Annotated in this window: 14 protein-coding genes; 7 read left to right on the top strand and 7 right to left on the bottom strand. The window is 68.8% G+C overall.

The genetic code is table 11. The features are described from left to right. Nucleotides 1–3: 3 nt before the first annotated feature. The 3 genes from ltaE to trpE are packed head-to-tail and all read right to left on the bottom strand — an operon-like array spanning nt 4 to nt 3,122. The gene (gene ltaE, locus AC1D2H_RS15575) at nt 4–1,053 is read right to left on the bottom strand and encodes a low-specificity L-threonine aldolase (RefSeq protein WP_478011585.1); all 1,050 of its coding nucleotides are present in this window, start codon (nt 1,051–1,053) and stop codon (nt 4–6) included. Continuing rightward, on the bottom strand, nt 1,050–1,634 hold the full coding sequence (locus AC1D2H_RS15570; RefSeq protein WP_477930171.1) for an anthranilate synthase component II: 585 nt from the start codon (nt 1,632–1,634) through the stop codon (nt 1,050–1,052). Before AC1D2H_RS15570 ends, ltaE begins: the two co-directional genes overlap by 4 nt. Beyond that, the gene (gene trpE, locus AC1D2H_RS15565) at nt 1,635–3,122 is read right to left on the bottom strand and encodes an anthranilate synthase component I (RefSeq protein ID WP_477930173.1); all 1,488 of its coding nucleotides are present in this window, start codon (nt 3,120–3,122) and stop codon (nt 1,635–1,637) included. Between the two features lie 273 nt (nt 3,123–3,395). Here trpE and AC1D2H_RS15560 point away from each other — a divergent pair, with 273 nt between their 5' ends. Continuing rightward, nucleotides 3,396–3,998, top strand: coding sequence for a chalcone isomerase family protein (locus tag AC1D2H_RS15560; RefSeq protein ID WP_477930175.1), 603 nt, complete (start codon nt 3,396–3,398; stop codon nt 3,996–3,998). Here AC1D2H_RS15560 and AC1D2H_RS15555 read toward each other — a convergent pair. The 3 genes from AC1D2H_RS15555 to AC1D2H_RS15545 form a co-directional block, all read right to left on the bottom strand. Further along, on the bottom strand, nt 3,976–4,644 hold the full coding sequence (locus tag AC1D2H_RS15555; protein ID WP_478011584.1) for an HAD-IA family hydrolase: 669 nt from the start codon (nt 4,642–4,644) through the stop codon (nt 3,976–3,978). The two genes, AC1D2H_RS15560 and AC1D2H_RS15555, sit on opposite strands and share 23 nt — an antisense overlap. Nucleotides 4,645–4,685: 41 nt before the next feature. Then, nucleotides 4,686–6,299 carry a DUF3455 domain-containing protein gene (locus AC1D2H_RS15550; protein WP_478011583.1) on the bottom strand — a complete coding sequence of 538 codons (1,614 nt, stop codon included), beginning with the start codon at nt 6,297–6,299 and terminating at the stop codon, nt 4,686–4,688. A gap of 66 nt (nt 6,300–6,365) precedes the next feature. After that, entirely contained in the window at nt 6,366–7,199 is an 834-nt protein-coding gene (locus tag AC1D2H_RS15545) for a class I SAM-dependent methyltransferase (RefSeq protein WP_478011582.1), read from the bottom strand. Nucleotides 7,200–7,340: 141 nt separating this feature from the next. Here AC1D2H_RS15545 and AC1D2H_RS15540 point away from each other — a divergent pair, with 141 nt between their 5' ends. Further along, nucleotides 7,341–8,351 (top strand): AraC family transcriptional regulator, encoded by a 1,011-nt coding sequence (locus AC1D2H_RS15540; protein WP_478011581.1) that lies wholly within the window; start codon nt 7,341–7,343, stop codon nt 8,349–8,351. On the opposite strand, the gene alaC is transcribed toward AC1D2H_RS15540, so the two are convergent. After that, nucleotides 8,348–9,571 carry an alanine transaminase gene (gene alaC, locus AC1D2H_RS15535; RefSeq protein WP_478011580.1) on the bottom strand — a complete coding sequence of 408 codons (1,224 nt, stop codon included), beginning with the start codon at nt 9,569–9,571 and terminating at the stop codon, nt 8,348–8,350. The two genes, AC1D2H_RS15540 and alaC, sit on opposite strands and share 4 nt — an antisense overlap. 91 nt (nt 9,572–9,662) lie before the next feature. Between alaC and AC1D2H_RS15530 the strand changes: the two genes are divergently transcribed. The 5 genes from AC1D2H_RS15530 (at nt 9,663) to AC1D2H_RS15510 (ending at nt 16,587) form a co-directional block, all read left to right on the top strand. Then, entirely contained in the window at nt 9,663–10,355 is a 693-nt protein-coding gene (locus tag AC1D2H_RS15530) for an alpha/beta hydrolase family protein (RefSeq protein WP_478011579.1), read from the top strand. Nucleotides 10,356–10,372: 17 nt separating this feature from the next. Further along, on the top strand, nt 10,373–11,281 hold the full coding sequence (locus AC1D2H_RS15525; RefSeq protein WP_477930188.1) for a carbohydrate kinase family protein: 909 nt from the start codon (nt 10,373–10,375) through the stop codon (nt 11,279–11,281). A 6-nt stretch (nt 11,282–11,287) separates the two neighbouring features. Further along, nucleotides 11,288–12,196 (top strand): pseudouridine-5'-phosphate glycosidase, encoded by a 909-nt coding sequence (locus AC1D2H_RS15520; protein WP_478011578.1) that lies wholly within the window; start codon nt 11,288–11,290, stop codon nt 12,194–12,196. A 105-nt stretch (nt 12,197–12,301) separates the two neighbouring features. Further along, nucleotides 12,302–13,489 carry an efflux RND transporter periplasmic adaptor subunit gene (locus AC1D2H_RS15515; protein ID WP_478011577.1) on the top strand — a complete coding sequence of 396 codons (1,188 nt, stop codon included), beginning with the start codon at nt 12,302–12,304 and terminating at the stop codon, nt 13,487–13,489. Next, complete coding sequence (locus AC1D2H_RS15510) at nt 13,486–16,587, top strand: efflux RND transporter permease subunit (protein WP_477930194.1); 3,102 nt, start codon at nt 13,486–13,488, stop codon at nt 16,585–16,587. The genes AC1D2H_RS15515 and AC1D2H_RS15510 overlap by 4 nt, the downstream gene beginning before the upstream one ends. Nucleotides 16,588–16,592: the final 5 nt, after the last annotated feature.

The raw sequence follows: 16,592 nt of genomic DNA, 5'->3' as shown, positions 1-16,592 counted from the left end.
GGGTCAACCCTTCAGGAATTCGGCAGCGGAGGCAATCGCGTGGTCGATGCCGGCGGCGTCGACATCGAGATGGGTCACGAAGCGCAGGCCGATGAGGCCGGTGGCCAGCACGCCACGCGACTTCAGATGCTCCAGCAGCGCCGGCGTGCGGCCGCCCTCGACCTGGGCAAAGACGATATTCGTCTGCGGTGGCGTGACCGTGACACCCGGCAGGGCCGCCAGGCCCTCGGCCAGGCGCCTGGCCAGTGCATGGTCGTCAGCCAGGCGGTCGACGTGATGCGTCAGCGCATGGTCCGCCGCGGCGGCCAGCAGGCCGACCTGGCGCAGGCCGCCACCCACCATCTTGCGCACGCGGTGGGCCCGGGCGATCAGCTCCCTGGAGCCGACCAGCATGGAGCCGATGGGCGCGCCCAGGCCCTTGCTGAAGCAGATGGAGACGGAGTCGAAGGTTCGCGTGAGATCGGCCACCGTGCGACCCGAGGCGACGGCGGCGTTGAAGAGGCGGGCGCCGTCCAGATGCGTGGCCAGGCCACGCGAGTGAGCCAGTTCGCAGGCATCTCGCACATAGCTGGCCGGCAGCACATTGCCGCTCCAGGTGTTCTCCAGCGCCAGCAGCCGCGTTCGCGCGAAATGCGGGTCGTCGGGCTTGATGGCGGCAGCGATGTCTTCGAGCCTGATCGAGCCGTCGGGCTGATTGGGCAGCGGCTGCGGCTGGATGCTGCCCAGCACCGCGGCACCGCCACCTTCGTAGCGGTAGGTGTGGGCGAGCTGGCCGACGATGTACTCGTCGCCACGGCCGCAGTGGGCCAGAAGGCCGCAGAGATTGCTCTGCGTGCCGCTGCTCATGAAGAGGGCGGCTTCCTTGCCGAGCAGCGCGGCGACGCGCTCCTGCAAAGCATTGACGGTGGGGTCGTCGCCGAAAACATCGTCGCCGACCTTGGCGGCCTTGATCGCCTCCAGCATGGCCGGCGTCGGCCTGGTGACGGTGTCGCTGCGCAGGTCCACGACGGCGTCACCGCCGCTGCCACCGGACCCAGGTGCGTAGTCGCTCATGCCTTCAGCTCCAGGAAGTTGCGCAGCATCGCGTGGCCATGCTCGCTGAGGATGGACTCGGGGTGGAACTGCACGCCCTCGCACGGCGTGGCCGTGCCGGCCAGTTCGCGGTGGCGCACGCCCATGATCTCGCCGTCGTCGCTGCGCGAGGTGATCTCCAGCACCGCCGGGCACGTCGCTTCCTCGATGACGAGGGAGTGGTAGCGGATGACCGAGAAGTCCTTGGGCAGGCCGGTGTAGACGCCACGTCCGTCCGTGGTGATCGTGCTGGCCTTGCCGTGCATCTGGCGCTGGGCCCGGATGATCTTGCCGCCCAGGGCCTGGCCCATGGACTGGTGGCCCAGGCACACGCCCAGCAGCGGCTTCTTGCCGATGAAATGCTGGATGGCTTCCACGCAGACGCCGGCCTCGTTGGGCGTGCAGGGGCCGGGCGAGAAGACGATGTGATCGGGGTTCAGCGCCGCCATCTCGGCCACGGTGATCTCGTCGTTGCGCACCACCTTCACGTCGGCGCCCAGTTCACCGAAGTACTGGACGAGGTTGAAGGTGAAGCTGTCGTAGTTGTCGATCATCAGCAGCATTTAGAAGCCCTCCTCGACGAGTTCGGCGGCGCGCAGCAGCGCTCTGGCTTTGGCTTCCGTCTCTTGCCATTCAAGTTCCGGCACCGAGTCGGCGACAACGCCGGCGGCGGCCTGCACATACAGCATGCCGTTCTTGATGATGCCGGTGCGGATCGCAATCGCCAGGTCCATGTCGCCGGCAAAGCTGAGGTAGCCGCAGGCGCCGCCATAGATGCCGCGCTGCACGGGCTCGAGTTCGTCGATGAGCTCCATCGCGCGCACCTTGGGTGCGCCGGTCAGCGTGCCGGCGGGGAAGGTGGCCTTGAGCACGTCGAGCTGGCCGACCTCGGGCCGCAGCACGCCTTCGACGTTGCTGACGATGTGCATGACGTGGGAGTAGCGCTCGATGGTGAAGGCCTGCGTGACCTTGACGCTGCCGGTGCGCGCGATGCGGCCGATGTCGTTGCGGGCCAGGTCGATCAGCATCAGGTGCTCGGCGCGCTCCTTGGGGTCGGCCTGCAGCTCGGCTTCCAGCTCGAGGTCGCGCTCAGGCGTCGCGCCGCGCGGGCGGGTGCCGGCCAGCGGGCGGATGGTGACCTTGCGGCTGCCGTCGCCAATGTGTTCCTCGCGCACCAGGATCTCGGGGCTGGCGCCGACGATCTGGAAGTCGCCCAGATCGTAGAAATACATATAGGGGCTGGGGTTCAGCGCCCTGAGTGCCCGGTACAGCGCGATCGGCTCGGCCTTGTAGGGCTTGGAGATGCGCTGGCCCACCTGCACCTGCATCAGGTCGCCAGCGGCGATGTATTCCTTGGCCTTGGCGACGGCTTCCAGGTAGTCGGCCTTGGCGAAACCGCGCGTGACCGGGTGGGCCTCGCTGCGTTGCACCCGGGGCACGCTGACGGAGTAGGTCAGCTTGTCGCGCAGCTGCGAGAGCTTCTTCGTCGCACGGAAGTAGGCCTCGGGCTGGCGCGGGTCGGCCCAGACGATGAGGTAGAGGCGGCCGGACAGGTTGTCGATGACGGCGACCTCTTCCGACAGCAGCAGCACGATGTCCGGCGTGCCCAGGGACTCGCCCTTGTGCTCGCGGTCCAGGCGCTTCTCGATGGCGCGCACGGCCTCGTAGCCGAAATAGCCGGCCAGGCCACCGCAGAAGCGCGGCAGGCCGGTCGGGATCTTGGGCTTGATGCGCTCCTGGTAGGCCGCGATGAAGTCCAGCGGGTTGCCCTCGTGCGTCTCGATGACGGCGCCGTCGGTGACGACCTCACTGAGGTGGCCGCTGGCCCGGATCAGCGTGCGCGCCGGCAGGCCGATGAAGGAGTAGCGCCCGAAGCGCTCGCCGCCGACGACGGATTCGAGCAAGAAGCTGTTGCGGCCATGGCCGGAGCCTGAGCAGAGCTTCAGGTAGAGGGACAGCGGGGTTTCAAGATCCGCAAAGGCCTCGCTGATGAGCGGGATGCGGTTGTAGCCTTCGGCGGCGAGGCTCTGGAATTCGAGTTCGGTGATCACGTCTCAAACCTTGAAAAAGCAAGTTTCAGGGCTTGGCGTGCAGCCCGTGGAGAACGGGCAACGCAGGAAACAAGCGCGTCAGGGCGCGCCAAGCAGCATCAGTCGGCAGTGACCCAGCGACGCCAGGGCCAGGCTCCCCGGTCGCTCGACCCCGTGATGTACTTCCGCGTGATGAACATGATCGGATCAGTGTATCAGCGGGTTTTTGAGCATGTCGCGCCATACTTCGGCTCACGAAGATGCCGCCATCGCGGCACAGCAACGGAGCGAGACATGCGCGCATTCATCGTCGCGGCCCTGGTGGCCGTGGGGAGTCTGGGGGGAGCGGCAGCTTGGGCGGAAACCGTCGAAGTGGCCAATGTGAAGTACGAGACGGCCATGGACCTGGCCGGCCAGAAGCTGGTCCTCAACGGCGCCGGCGTGCGCTACAAGGCCATCTTCAAGGTCTACACGGCCGGGCTTTACCTGACGCACAAGGCCAGCACGCCGCCGGAGGTGCTGAGCGCCGCCGGCCCCAAGCGCATCCACATCCAGATGCTGCGCGACATCGACGGCAATGAACTGGGCAAGCTCTTCACCAAGGGCATGGAAGCCAACTCGCCGCGCGAGGAGTTCATCAAGTGCATCAACGGCGTGCTCAAGCTCAGCGAAGTCTTCGCCAGCCGCAAGCAGCTGAACAGTGGCGACAGCTTCTCGGTGGACTATGTGCCGGGCTTGGGCTCGACGCTGTTGCTCAACGGCAAGCCGCTGATGACCGAGCCCATCAAGGAACCCGAGTTCTTCACGGCCCTGCTGCGCATCTGGCTGGGCGACAAGCCGGCCGACGACGCGTTGAAGGACGCTCTGCTGGGCATCAAGAAGGAACGTCGACGCTGATCTGGTCGAGCCGGCCCAGGTGCTGCAGGGCCGGCACGGCGCGGGTGTCCTCGCCGTGGTTGTAGCCATAGGTCATCAGCACCAGCGGGCAGCCGGCTGCGCGCGCGGCCTCGGCGTCGTTGCGCGAGTCGCCCACCATCCACGTCGCTGAAGGCGGCGTGCCCAGCGCTTCGCAGGTCTTGACCAGCGGCAGCGGGTCGGGCTTCTTGCGCGCAAAGTCGTCCCCGCCGAAGACGTGGCTGAAATACCCGTCCAGGCCCTTGCGCCTGAGCAGCTCACGGGCCGGCGCGCCGGGCTTGTTGGTCAGCACGGCCAGCGGCAGGCCGTGGCCGCGCAGCAGCTCCAGCCCCTCGACCACGCCTGGGTAGATGACGGCGTGCTCGCCATTCAAGGCCGCGTAGTGTTGCTGATAGAGCGGCCAGGCGCGGTCGAAAAGGGCGGGATCGGCGCCCACATGGGCCAGCGTCGTCCGCACCAGATGCTCGCTCCCGCGTCCGATGGTGTGCTCGATGAAGTCGCGCGTGACGCCGCGCAGGCCCAGGTCGGACAGCACGCTGCCCAGCACGGCGACGAAATCGCCCAGGGTGTCGATCAGCGTGCCGTCGAGATCGAGGATGCAGGCCTGGGGCGGCAGAGGGGCGGGCATGGTATTCAATGGCGGGGCGGAGTTCCCCGCCATTGTCATGGTCAGGACGCCAGCATCAGATAGTCCGCCGTGTAGGGCACCTTCTCCAACTGTCCCACCTCGGCGGTCGAGCAGGCGCGTTGCGGCGCAGCGCCGCCCTGGGTGTTGACGCGCTGGATGGCCGTCACCGCGGCGAAGCGGCCGTTGGCGCCGACCGAGCTGGCCGACAGCAGCAGCCACGGGATGGCGCCCGGCTGGGTGGCATCCGCCTTGGCCTGCACCGCGCCGCGCACACGGCTGCCGTCGACGGCTTGCCAATGCGGACCGGCGTCATGGCTGCCGATCTGTTTGCCGCTGGCGTCGAACAGCGTCGCCTGCGGTGCGACGAACTGCCAGGCGTCGGCGCGGCATTCGTAGATCTGCACACCGCGGGCGCTGATGCGCTCCAGCACCTTGGCGCCGCCGCCCGCCGCGATCGCCACCGGCAGGCCGGCGTCGACGGGCGCCGCGGCGACCCGCTGCGCCGCCAGCGCCCCGACACGCCGGCCCATGGCCAGGCCGACCTCGGTCGAGGTCCGGTAGTGAATGCCCGCCCAGATGCGCGCCAGGGACACCTCTTCGCTGAAGGCCTCCACGGAGGGCCAGCGGTGCGTCGCGCCGCCGGCCGTCGGGCTGCTCGTCGAGAGTTCGGGCCGGCGCCGGCCGGCGCTGTCGGCCTTCAGCACTTCGCCCATGGATGCCGCCAGGACGCTGTGGGCGCTGGGGTACTCGGGATGCATCGGTGTGTCGATCAGCGGCGCCCAGCCGCCTTCGATCGCGGTGTCTTCGCGGCCGTCGCGGTCGCCATTGCGGATGGCCGTGACGGGGCGCCAGAAGCCGTAGTGGTATTTGGCGTCCATGATGGCGATGAGACCGTCGTCCATGGCCTGGGTGGCGGCGGCGAACAGCCTGGCGTTCTGCGCGACGCTGCGCCCGGGGGCGTCCGCGACCGAGCGCAGCACGCCCATATAGATGGGCGGCAGCGAGAACTCCCAGAACTTCGCCACTTCGGTCTGCGCGGCCGTGCGCTGCGCACTGGTCTTGCCGCCCAGGGCCTTGACCTCGTTGAAGTCGCGCGCCCAGGCTTCGCTGTCCAGGGCCGGCGGCGGCGCCGGGCGGAACTGAGCGCCATCGTTCATCAGCCAGGGCTTGCGCTGGCCCCAGTGCGGCGTGGCGACCGATGCGGTCGGCACGTACTGGCCTGAAGTGGTGTGGGGACGGTAGGCGTCCTTGGCCGGGGCGCCGTCGCTGGCGCGCCAGGCCAGCACGCGGCGAGCGGCATGTTCGCCGGCGGCAGCGCCTTCAGCCACCGCAGGCGCGTTGCCGAGCTTGTCCATGGCCTTGCGGTAGGCCGCGTTGATGTCGGCCTCCTGCTGGGGCATCAGTTGCAGCAGCGTGGCGCGGTTGGCGGCTGCCACCGCGGCGTCGGGGTTGGCCTGCAGGCGCTGAGCGTCGGCGACGGCTTCGTGGACGGCGGTCTGCACGATGGCCATGGCGCGCACGGCGGGCGGCGTGCCCATGCGGGACTGGATCAGCAGCTCGCCGGCGGTCAGGTTCCAGGCGGTGACGACGTCGGCGTGTACCGGCAGGGCGGCCGCGAGAGCCGCGAGGGTGCAAATCGAGAAATAGGTTTTCATGGTGGGGAGTCGATGAGCCATGCAGCGGCCCGGCCCGGAGGCACGGACTGCATGGCAGAGAAGGGATCAGGCAGTGGTGACGACGATCTCGGCGTATTCGCTGGGCACGACCAGGCCGCGTCCGCCGCCGATGTCGTGCTCATTCGTCAGCGCGAGGATGTCGCGCTCCAGCGCGGCTCCGGCTTCGGCGTCGAGCGCCGCGAAGGCCTTGTGCGTGGGGCCGTAGAAGGTCTTGAACACCTGCAGGAAGTGCTCCGCCGAGCGGTAGCGGAAGTTGAAGTGCTTGCGCATCACCTGAAGGTCGCTGGCCGACGGGCCGAACAGCGCGGTGATGTGGGCCTCCGAGCCCCACAGCGCCGGTGAGCGCAGGCCGGCGGGCGGCGGCAGATGCTTGCCCAGGGTCTTGAACAGCTGGCCGATGAAGCCCTCGGGCGTCCAGTTGGCCAGCGCGATGCGGCCGCCCGGGCGCACGACGCGCAGCATCTCGCGCGCCGACGTCGCGTGGTCAGGAGCGAACATGACGCCGAAGGTCGACATGACGACGTCGAAAGTGCCGGCCTCGAAAGGCAGGGCTTCCACGTCGGCGACTTCGAAATGCACGGCCAGGCCCTCGGCCTCGGCGCGCTGGCGGCCCTTGTCGAGCAGGCCGGCCACATAGTCGGTGGAGGTCACGCGGGCGTAGCGGCGCGCGGCGGCCAGCGTCGCGTTGCCGTTGCCGGCAGCGACATCGAGCACGCTTTCGTCGGCACGCACATCGGCAGCCTCGGCGAGCTGCTCGCCGACGATCTGCAGCGTGGTGCCGACGACGGCATAGTCGCCGCTGGCCCAGGTGGCCTGCTGGCGTTGCTTGATGGCGGCATAGTCAGGGGTTGCCGGGGTCGGGGTGCTGGGGGTGGTCATGACAGGTATTTCCTTGGTGGTGAAGAGAGCCCGATGTCATCTGCATCGGTGCCTGCATGTTTCGTCTTCAGGGCTTTTTGCGCTTCACCCGGCGTCGCCGGCGTTTGCTCGAGCGTCCGTGCAAATTACCGGCGGGCCGGCATGAGTGGCATGGACCCGCTGTCCGACGTGCTGCGCAGCGTGCGGCTGCGCGGTGGCGTGTTCTTCCATGTCAGCTGCCGGGACGAGTGGTCCGCCCAGGCCGCCTCGGCGAGCGAACTGGGCCCGGCGGTGATGCCGGGCGCCGAGCACCTCATCGAGTACCACCTGTTCGTCAAGGGCGCCGGCTGGGTGGCCGTGGACGGCGAGCCGCCGATGCGCCTGGAACCGGGCGACCTCATCATGCTGCCGCATGGCGACGCGCATGTGGTGTCGAGCGCGCCCGGGCTCAAGCCTGTCGAGGATGACGGCGGCTGGCTGCTGGAGATGCGCGATGCGCCCAAGCCGATTCCCATCACCTACCGTGGCGGCATGTTCCTGCCGGGCCAGGGGCTGCCGAGCGAGGACGCCTCCACCGTGCTGCTGTGCGGCTTCGTGGCCTGCGACCTCAAGCCCTTCAATCCCCTGATCGACGCGCTGCCCCGGCTGCTGCGGCTGCGGGCGGCCGATGTCGGCGCCTGGGTCGCGCCCATCATGGAGCAGGCGGTGGCGGAGTGGGACACGCCCCGTGCCGGTGGTGGCGCGCTGCTGCAGCGGGTCAGCGAAATGGTGTTCGTGGACGCCACACGCCGCTACCTCGACTCGCTGCCCGCGCAGGCCCAGGGCTGGCTGGGCGCCCTGCGCGACCGCCAGGTCGGCCGCGCCCTGTCGCTGATGCACGCGGAGCCCGGGCAGCCCTGGACCATGGACGAGCTGGGGCGCCGCGCCGGGCTGTCGCGCTCGGCCCTGCACGAGCGCTTCGTCGCCTTCACCGGCCTGCCGCCGATGCAATACCTGACCAACTGGCGCATCCAGTGCGGCGCGCGGCTGCTGCGCGAGAGCCCGGCCAACGTCGCCGACGTGGCGGTGCAGGTGGGCTATGAGTCGGAAGCGGCGTTCTCGCGTGCCTTCAAGCGGGCGACGGGTTTGCCGCCCGCCGCGTGGCGCCGAGAGCAGGCCGCGGCGGCGAACTAGGCCTTCAGCAGCCCATCCGCCTTGAACATGGCCTTGATGCCGCGCACCGCCTGGCGGATGCGCGACTCGTTCTCGATCAGCGCGAAGCGCACATGGCCGTCGCCGTGGTCGCCGAAGCCGATGCCGGGCGACACGCAGACCTTGGCCTTCTCCAGCAGCTGCTTGGCGAACTCCAGCGAGCCCAGCTCGCGGTAGGGCTCGGGGATAGGCGCCCAGATGTACATGCTGGCCTTGGGGCAGTCGACCTGCCAGCCGGCTTCGATGAGACCCTTGTAGAGCACGTCGCGGCGGCGCTGGTAGCTGGCGCAAATGTCCAGCACGCATTGCTGGTCGCCCTCCAGCGCGGCAATGGCCGCGACCTGCAGCGGCGTGAAGGTGCCGTAGTCGTGATAGCTCTTGATGCGGGCGAGTGCTGCGACGAGGTCGGGGTTGCCGACCATGAAGCCGACGCGCCAGCCGGCCATGTTGTAGCTCTTGGACAGCGTGAAGAACTCGACCGCCACGTCCTTGGCGCCGGGCACCTGCATGATGGACGGCGCGACATAGCCGTCGTAGACGATGTCGGCATAGGCCAGGTCGTGCACGACGAGGATGTCGTGCTTCTTGGCCAGCGCCACGACGCGCTCGAAGAAGCCCAGGTCCACGCACTGCGCCGTCGGATTCGACGGGAAGCCGAAGACCATCATCTTGGGCTTGGGGTAGCTGCCGCGGATGGTCTTCTCCAGCTCGGCGAAGAAATCCACCTCGCTGCTGACCGGAATCGCGCGGATGTCGGCGCCGGCAATGACCGCGCCGTAGATGTGGATGGGGTAGCTGGGATCGGGTACCAGCACGGTGTCGCCACGGTCCAGCGTCGCCAGCATCAGATGCGCCAGGCCCTCCTTGGAGCCGATGGTGACGATGGCCTCGTTGTCGGGGTTGATGTCGACGCCATAGCGGCGCTGGTACCAGTGCGAGATGGCGCGGCGCAGGCGCGGGATGCCCTTGCTGGCCGAGTAGCCGTGGGTGTCGGGCCGTTGCGAGACCTCGTTGAGCTTGGCGACGATGTGGGCCGGCGTGGCCCCGTCGGGGTTGCCCATGCTCATGTCGATGATGTCCTCGCCACGCCGGCGGGCCGCGAGCTTGAGCTCGGCCGTGATGTTGAAGACGTAGGGCGGGAGGCGGTCGATGCGCGCGAAACGGCGCTTGCCGCCGGAGGCGGAAGAGGAAGAAGAAGTCATTGCAGTGTCACGTGAGCGCCCGGAACCGTCCGAGCGACGTGGGCGGCTCGGCGCCGCACCGCGGTCGACTCTAGCGCACTAAGCTCGCGATATGAGCGAAGCCGAGCCCCTCAAGTTGAAGGTCGACGACGACACCACCGTGTCCGCGCTTTGGCTGCAACCGCCACAGCCGCAGGCGGTCTATGTGTTCGCCCACGGCGCGGGGGCCGGCATGCACCACAGCTTCATGGCGGAGGTGTCGCAGGCCTTGTTCGACCACTCGGTGGCGACGCTGCGCTATCAGTTTCCCTATATGGAGCGAGGCTCCAAGCGGCCCGACGCCCCCGCCGTCGCGCATCCGGCCGTGCGCGCCGCGGKCGCCGCGGCACGCAAGCGCCTGCCCGACACGCCGCTGTTCGCGGGTGGCAAGTCCTTCGGTGGCCGCATGACGTCTCAGGCCCAGGCCACCGAGCCCATGCCCGGCGTGTGCGGGCTGGCCTTCGTCGGCTTTCCGCTGCATCCGGCCGGCAAGCCGGGCACCGAGAGGGCGGCGCACTTGGCGCAGGTGCAGCGGCCGATGCTGTTTCTGCAGGGCACGCGCGACGAGCTGGCGGAGCTGGCCTTGCTGCGGGGCGTTGTCCAGCAGCTGGGCGAGCCGGCCACGTTGCATCTCGAGGACGATGCCGACCATGCCTTCCATGTGAGGGCGCGCAGCGGGCGCAACGACGCGCAGGTGGTGCAGGCCTTGGCGCAGACGATGGCGGTGTGGTTCCTAGCGCAAGCCCGCGCACGCGCGGCGGGGTGACTTCCTAGAATCGGGCGATGAACACCACCGCCGCCCCCATCGTCTGCATCGGCGGCCTCAACATCGACCGCAAGCTCAAGCTGCTGGCGAGCTCCTGGGGAGGATCGTCCAACCCCTGCGAATCGCATGAGACGCCAGGCGGCGTCGTGCGCAACGTGGCCGAGAACCTGGCGCGCCTGGGCCTGCCCGTGGCCCTGGTCGCGACCGTGGGCGACGACGCTGGCGGCCGCATGCTGCTGGAGCAGGCCGCCGCCGTCGGCATGGACACCCGCGCCGTCATCCGGCTGCGGCGGCACGCCAGCGACAGCTACACGGCCGTGCTGGCGCCCGACGGCAGCCTGGAGCTGGGCCTGGCGGCCATGCCCCTGGTCGAAAGCCTCAACCCCTGGGCGCTGGAGGCCAGCAAGGCGCTGCGGGCCGGCGCGGCGCTGGTCATCGCCGACGGCAACCTGCCGACCGACGCCTGGCCGCTGCTGCTCGGCGAAGCCCGGGCCAATGGCATCCCCCTCGTTTGCGTCGCCGTGTCCGAGGCCAAGATGGGGCGCCTGCCCGAGTCGCTGGCCGGCCTGCACCTGCTGATCCTGAACGTGGGCGAGCTCACGACCGTGGCCGCAGATCCGCTGGAGGCCTTCGCGGCCCTGCATGCGCGCGGCGTCGCCCGCGTGCTCGTGTCCAAGGGCGCGGAAGGCCTGCTGCTCAGCGAGCCCGACCACGCACCGCGGCATTGGCCGGCGCCCGACGTGCATGTCGTCGACGTGACCGGTGCCGGCGACGCGCTGTCGGCCGGCGTCTGCGCGGCCCTGCTGCGCGACTGCGACGACTTCGACGCCGCCGCCCGCCTGGGCCTGGACCTGGCCGCGCTGACGCTGCAGACCACGGACAGCGTCCACCCCGAACTGACCCCCCGTTTCCTGGAAGAACGATAGAAGAAGATGAACGAACTGATCCAGCTCTCGCCCGAAGTCGCCGCCGCCAAAGCGGAGGGCCGGCCCGTCGTGGCCCTCGAATCGACCATCATTGCCCATGGCATGCCCTGGCCGCAGAACCTGGAGACGGCGCGCGAGGTCGAGGACGTCATCCGTGCCGAGGGCGCCGTGCCGGCCACCATCGCCGTCATCGGCGGGCGCATCCGTGTCGGCCTGACGGATGACGAGCTGAAGCAGCTCGCCCAGGCGCCGGATGCAATGAAGCTCAGTCGCCGTGACCTGCCCTTCGCCATCGCCACCGGGCGCCTGGGCGCCACGACGGTGGCCGCCACGATGATCTGTGCCCACCTGGCCGGCATCGAGGTCTTCGTGACGGGCGGCATCGGCGGTGTGCACCGCGGCGGGCACGAGAGCTTCGACATCTCGGCCGACCTGCAGGAGCTGGCGCGCACGCCGGTGGCCGTCGTCTGCGCCGGTGCCAAGTCCATCCTCGACCTCGGCCTGACGCTGGAATACCTGGAGACCCATGGCGTGCCGGTGCTGTCCGTCGGCCAGGACAACTTCGCCGCTTTCTTCACGCCCGACAGCGGCCTCAAGGCTGACTTCCGCATGGATGACGCCGACACCCAGGCCCGTTTCATCCGCGCCAAGTGGGCGTTGGGGCTGTCCGGCGGTGTCGTTGTCAGCAATCCCGTGCCGGCAGCCCAGGCCATGCCGCGTGAGGAGATCGACGCCATCACGGCCCAGGCCCTGACCGAGGCCGATGCGCAAGGCATCGCCGGCAAGGCCATCACGCCCTTCCTGCTCGCCCGCATCAAGGCACTGACGGGCGGCCGCAGCCTGGCCACCAACATCGCTCTGGTGAAGCACAACGCCGTTGTCGGGGCGCGGCTGGCGGGCGCGTTGCAGAACTGAAGACGAAAAACGCGCAAGCGGGGCCGGGCCAGCAATCTGCGAGCAAAACGGCCCAGGTAAGCTGACTCGTTTTTGCCGTCAATCCCCATTACTTTTGGCAGCCTCATGCGCTCGACTTCTTCCTTGATCCTCTGCAGCCTGGCCATCGCGGCTGGCCTGGGCGGCTGTGGCCGCAAGGCCGATGCCGATGGCGCAGCCGCGGCGGGCGCCTCCGCTCCCGCCGGCGCCCTGCCGCCGCAGAACGTCAGCGTCATGCCCGTGAAGCAGGCCGATGTGCCCATCACCGTGGAAGCCAGCGGCACGGTCACCGCCTTGCAGAGCGTGGATCTGCGTGCGCAGACGAACAGCATCGTGTCCCAGGTGCTGGTCAAGGACGGCCAGAACGTCAAAAAGGGCGAGCTGCTGTTCCGCTTCGACGACCGCGCCGACCGCGCCGCACTGGAAAAGGCGCGCGCCCAGGTCGCCCGCGACCGCGCCAGCCTGAGCGATCTGGAGCGCCAGCTGAATCGCGCCAAGGAGCTGAAGGCGCAGAACTTCATCGCCCAGAACGCCGTCGACACGGCCCAGGCCAACTTCGATGCCGGCCAGGCCCTGATCCGCAGCGACGAGGCCGCCGTGCAGGCCGCCCAGGTCACCACGGGCTACAACGAGTTGCGCGCGCCCATCAGTGGCCGCGTGGGCATCGTCAGCGTCTTCCCCGGCAGCCTCGTGCAGGCCAATGCCTCGGGCCTGCCCCTGGTCAACATCGCGCAACTCGATCCCATCGGCATCGCCTTCACGGTGCCCGAAACCCAGCTGGCCTCGCTGCTGACTGCCGTGCGGGCCGGTGAGCTGGATGTCGAGGCCCTGCCGCCCCCGGGTTCGCCGCGCGGCGCTGCCTCCATCAAAGGCCGCGTCTCGGCGGTGGATAACCTCGTCGACTCGGCCACCGGCACCATCAAGGTCAAGGCCGAGTTCGCCAACAAGGCCCAGTCGCTGTGGCCCGGCCAGTACCTGCGCGTGCGCGTCACGCTGCGCACCCTCAAGGGCGTGACGGTGGTGCCGCAGGCTGCCATCATCATGCGCGGCAACGAGCGCTCGGTCTACGTCGTGGCCGCTGACAACACGGCCAAGCTGGTGAGCGTGCAGGTGCGCCAGGCCATGGGCGAGCAGGCCGTCGTCGAAGGCCTGGATGCCACGGCCCAGGTCGTCATGGACGGCAAGCAGAACCTGCGTCCCGGCACGCCGCTGCGCATCACGATGCCTGCTGCGGGCGCATCGGCGTCGGCACCGGCTTCGGGCGCCAGCAAATGAGGCTCACCGAGGTCTTCATCCGGCGGCCGGTCATGACCGTGCTGCTGAACCTGTCCCTGGTCATCGCCGGCCTGGCGGCCTGGAGCAAGATCCCGGTCGCGGCGCTGCCGTCCTACAACACGCCCATCATCAATGTGGGCGCTTCGCTGCCGGGCGCGTCGCCCGAGACCATGGCTTCGTCCGTGGCCCTGCCGCTGGAGAAGCAGTTCTCCACGATTGCCGGCCTGCAGACCATCTCGTCGACCAACACGCTGGGCAACACGTCCCTCACGCTGGAGTTCGACCCCTCGCGCAATATCGACGACGCCGCCGTCGACGTGCAGGCGGCGCTGTTCCGCTCGCTGCGCGCGCTGCCGGCGGAGATGACCTCGCCGCCCAACTACCGCAAGGTCAACCCGGCCGACGCGCCGGTGCTGCTGGTGGCGCTGACCTCGCCGTCCATCGACCTGACCGAGCTGAACGACTACGCCGAGAACCTGCTGTCGCCGGGCCTGTCCACCATCGACGGCGTGGCCCAGGTGTCCATCTTTGGCCAGAAGCGCTATGCCGTGCGCATCAAGGTGCGCAACGACCTGCTGAACCAGCGCAACATCACGCTGGAAGAGCTGCAGACGGCGGTGCGCACCGCCAATGCCAACACGCCCGTCGGCGTGCTGGACGGCTCGCGCCAGACGCTCACCATCCAGGCCAACCGCCAGCTGCGCAATGCCGCCGAGTTCGGCCGCATCGTCGTCGCCTCGCGCAATGGCGCGCCGGTGCTGCTGCGCGACGTGGCCGAGGTGCAGGACAGCGTCGAGACGAGCAAGACCTACTCCACCTACCAGGGTGAACGCTCCATCGTGCTGGCCATCCAGCGCCAGCCCGACGCCAACACCGTGCAGGTGGTGGACAAGGTCAAGGCCCTGCTGCCGCGCTTCGCGGCGCAGATGCCGGCCTCGGTGCAGATGAGCACGCTGAACGACCGCTCGGTGTCCATCCGCGAATCGCTGCACGACGTCTATGTGACGCTGGCCCTGACCGTGGGCCTGGTGGTGCTGGTCATCTTCATCTTCCTGCGCCGCGCCGTGGCCACGCTGATCCCGACGGCCTCGCTGCCGATCTCGCTGATCGGCGCGCTCACGCTGTTGTTCGCGCTGGGCTATTCGCTGGACAACATCTCGCTGCTGGGCATCACGCTGGCCGTGGGCCTGGTGGTGGACGACGCCATCGTCATGCTGGAGAACATCGTCCGCCACGTCGAGGACGGCATGAAGCCCTTCGACGCGGCCGTGCGCGGCGCGCGCGAGATGGCCTTCACCATCCTGTCCATCTCGGTGTCGCTGGTGGCGGTGCTGATCCCCATCTTCTTCATGCCGGGCGTCATCGGCCTGCTCTTCCACGAGTTCGCCGTCGTCGTCGGCCTGGCCATCATGGTGTCGGCCGTCGTGTCGCTGACGCTGGTGCCCATGCTGTGCAGCCGCCTGCTCAAGCCCGACGCGCATCACGAGGACGGCCCCATGGGGCGTCTCTTCGAGCGCGGCTTCACCGCCACGCTGAACTTCTACACCCGCACGCTGGACCTGGCGCTGCGTCATCGTCCCTGGGTGCTGGGCGTGGCGCTCTTGAGTTTCGTCGCGACGATCTGGTTCTACACGACCATCCCCAAGGGTTTCTTCCCCGAGGAAGACATCGGCCAGATCCAGGCCAGCACCGAGTCCGCCGAGGACACGTCGTTTGCCGCGATGACGCTGCTGCAGGACCGCGTGGCCGCCATCGTGCGCAGCGATCCGAATATCGCCGCCGTCAGTTCCGCCGTCGGCGGCGGGCCTTCGGGCAGCGCGAGCAACACCGGTCGCATGTTCATCAACCTGAAGGCCCGTGGCAGCCGCGAGCCCATGCCCAAGGTGCTGGAAGGCCTGCGCAAGAAGCTGCGCGCCGTGCCGGGCATCGCCGTCTACCTGCGCCCGGTGCAGAACCTGCAGCTCGGCGGCCGCCAGAGCAAGAGCCGCTACCAGTACACGCTGCAGTCGGTGTCGGCCGGCGAGCTCAACACCTGGGCCCTCAAGCTGCAGGAGAGGCTGCGCAGCGACGAGCGCTTCCGCGACATCACCAGCGACTCGCAATTGCGCGGCCTGCAGGCCAGCCTCATCATCGACCGCGAGCGCGCCGCCATCCTGGGCGTGCAGATGCAGGACCTGCGCAATGCGCTGTACGGCGCCTTTGGTGAGCGCCAGGTGTCCAGCATCTATGCCGAGAGCAACACTTACCAGGTCATCATGGAAGCGGGCGAGGAGGATCGCAGCAGCGAGGCCGCCTTCGACAAGATCTATCTGCGCGGCAAGAGCGGCGCCCAGGTGCCGCTGACGGCCTTCGCCACCGTGCAACGCACGCTGGGGCCGACGGCCGTCAACCACCAGGGCCAGTTGCAGGCCATCACCATCAGCTTCAACCTCGCGCCCAATGTGCCGCTGGGCGACGCGACCAAGCAGATCGAGGCCTTCACCGAAGAGATCAAGCTGCCGCCCAGCGTCATCACGAGCTACGGCGGCGATGCGGCGGTGTTCAAGGATTCCCAGGGCGGCCAGCTGCTGCTGATCGGCCTGGCCGTGGCGGTCATCTACGTGCTGCTGGGCGTGCTCTACGAGAGCTATATCCACCCCATCACCATCCTGGCCGGCCTGCCGTCGGCGGCGGTCGGTGCGCTGCTGACGCTGCAGCTCTTCGGCATGGAGCTGACCATCATCGCGACCATCGGCATCGTCATGCTGATCGGCATCGTGAAGAAGAACGCCATCATGATGATCGACTTCGCGCTGGACGTGCAGCGCAGCCAGGGGCTGCCGCCCGCCGAGGCGATCCGCCAAGCCTGCATCCTGCGCTTCCGGCCCATCATGATGACGACGCTGGCCGCGTTGATGGGCGCCTTGCCCATCGCCCTGGGCCTGGGCGCCGGCGCCGAACTGCGCCAGCCACTGGGCCTGGCCGTGGTGGGGGGGCTGATCCTGTCGCAGGCGGTGACGCTCTACATCACGCCGGTCATCTTCCTGGCGCTGGACCGCTTCAGCGGCAAGGGGCCGGATGTGCGCGAAGTGGCCGACTTCGAGAGCAAGACGGCTTGATCAGT

It is taken from the genome of Roseateles sp. P1_C1_2, assembly GCF_056406535.1.
This window is presented reverse-complemented; position numbering and strand designations above follow the sequence as displayed.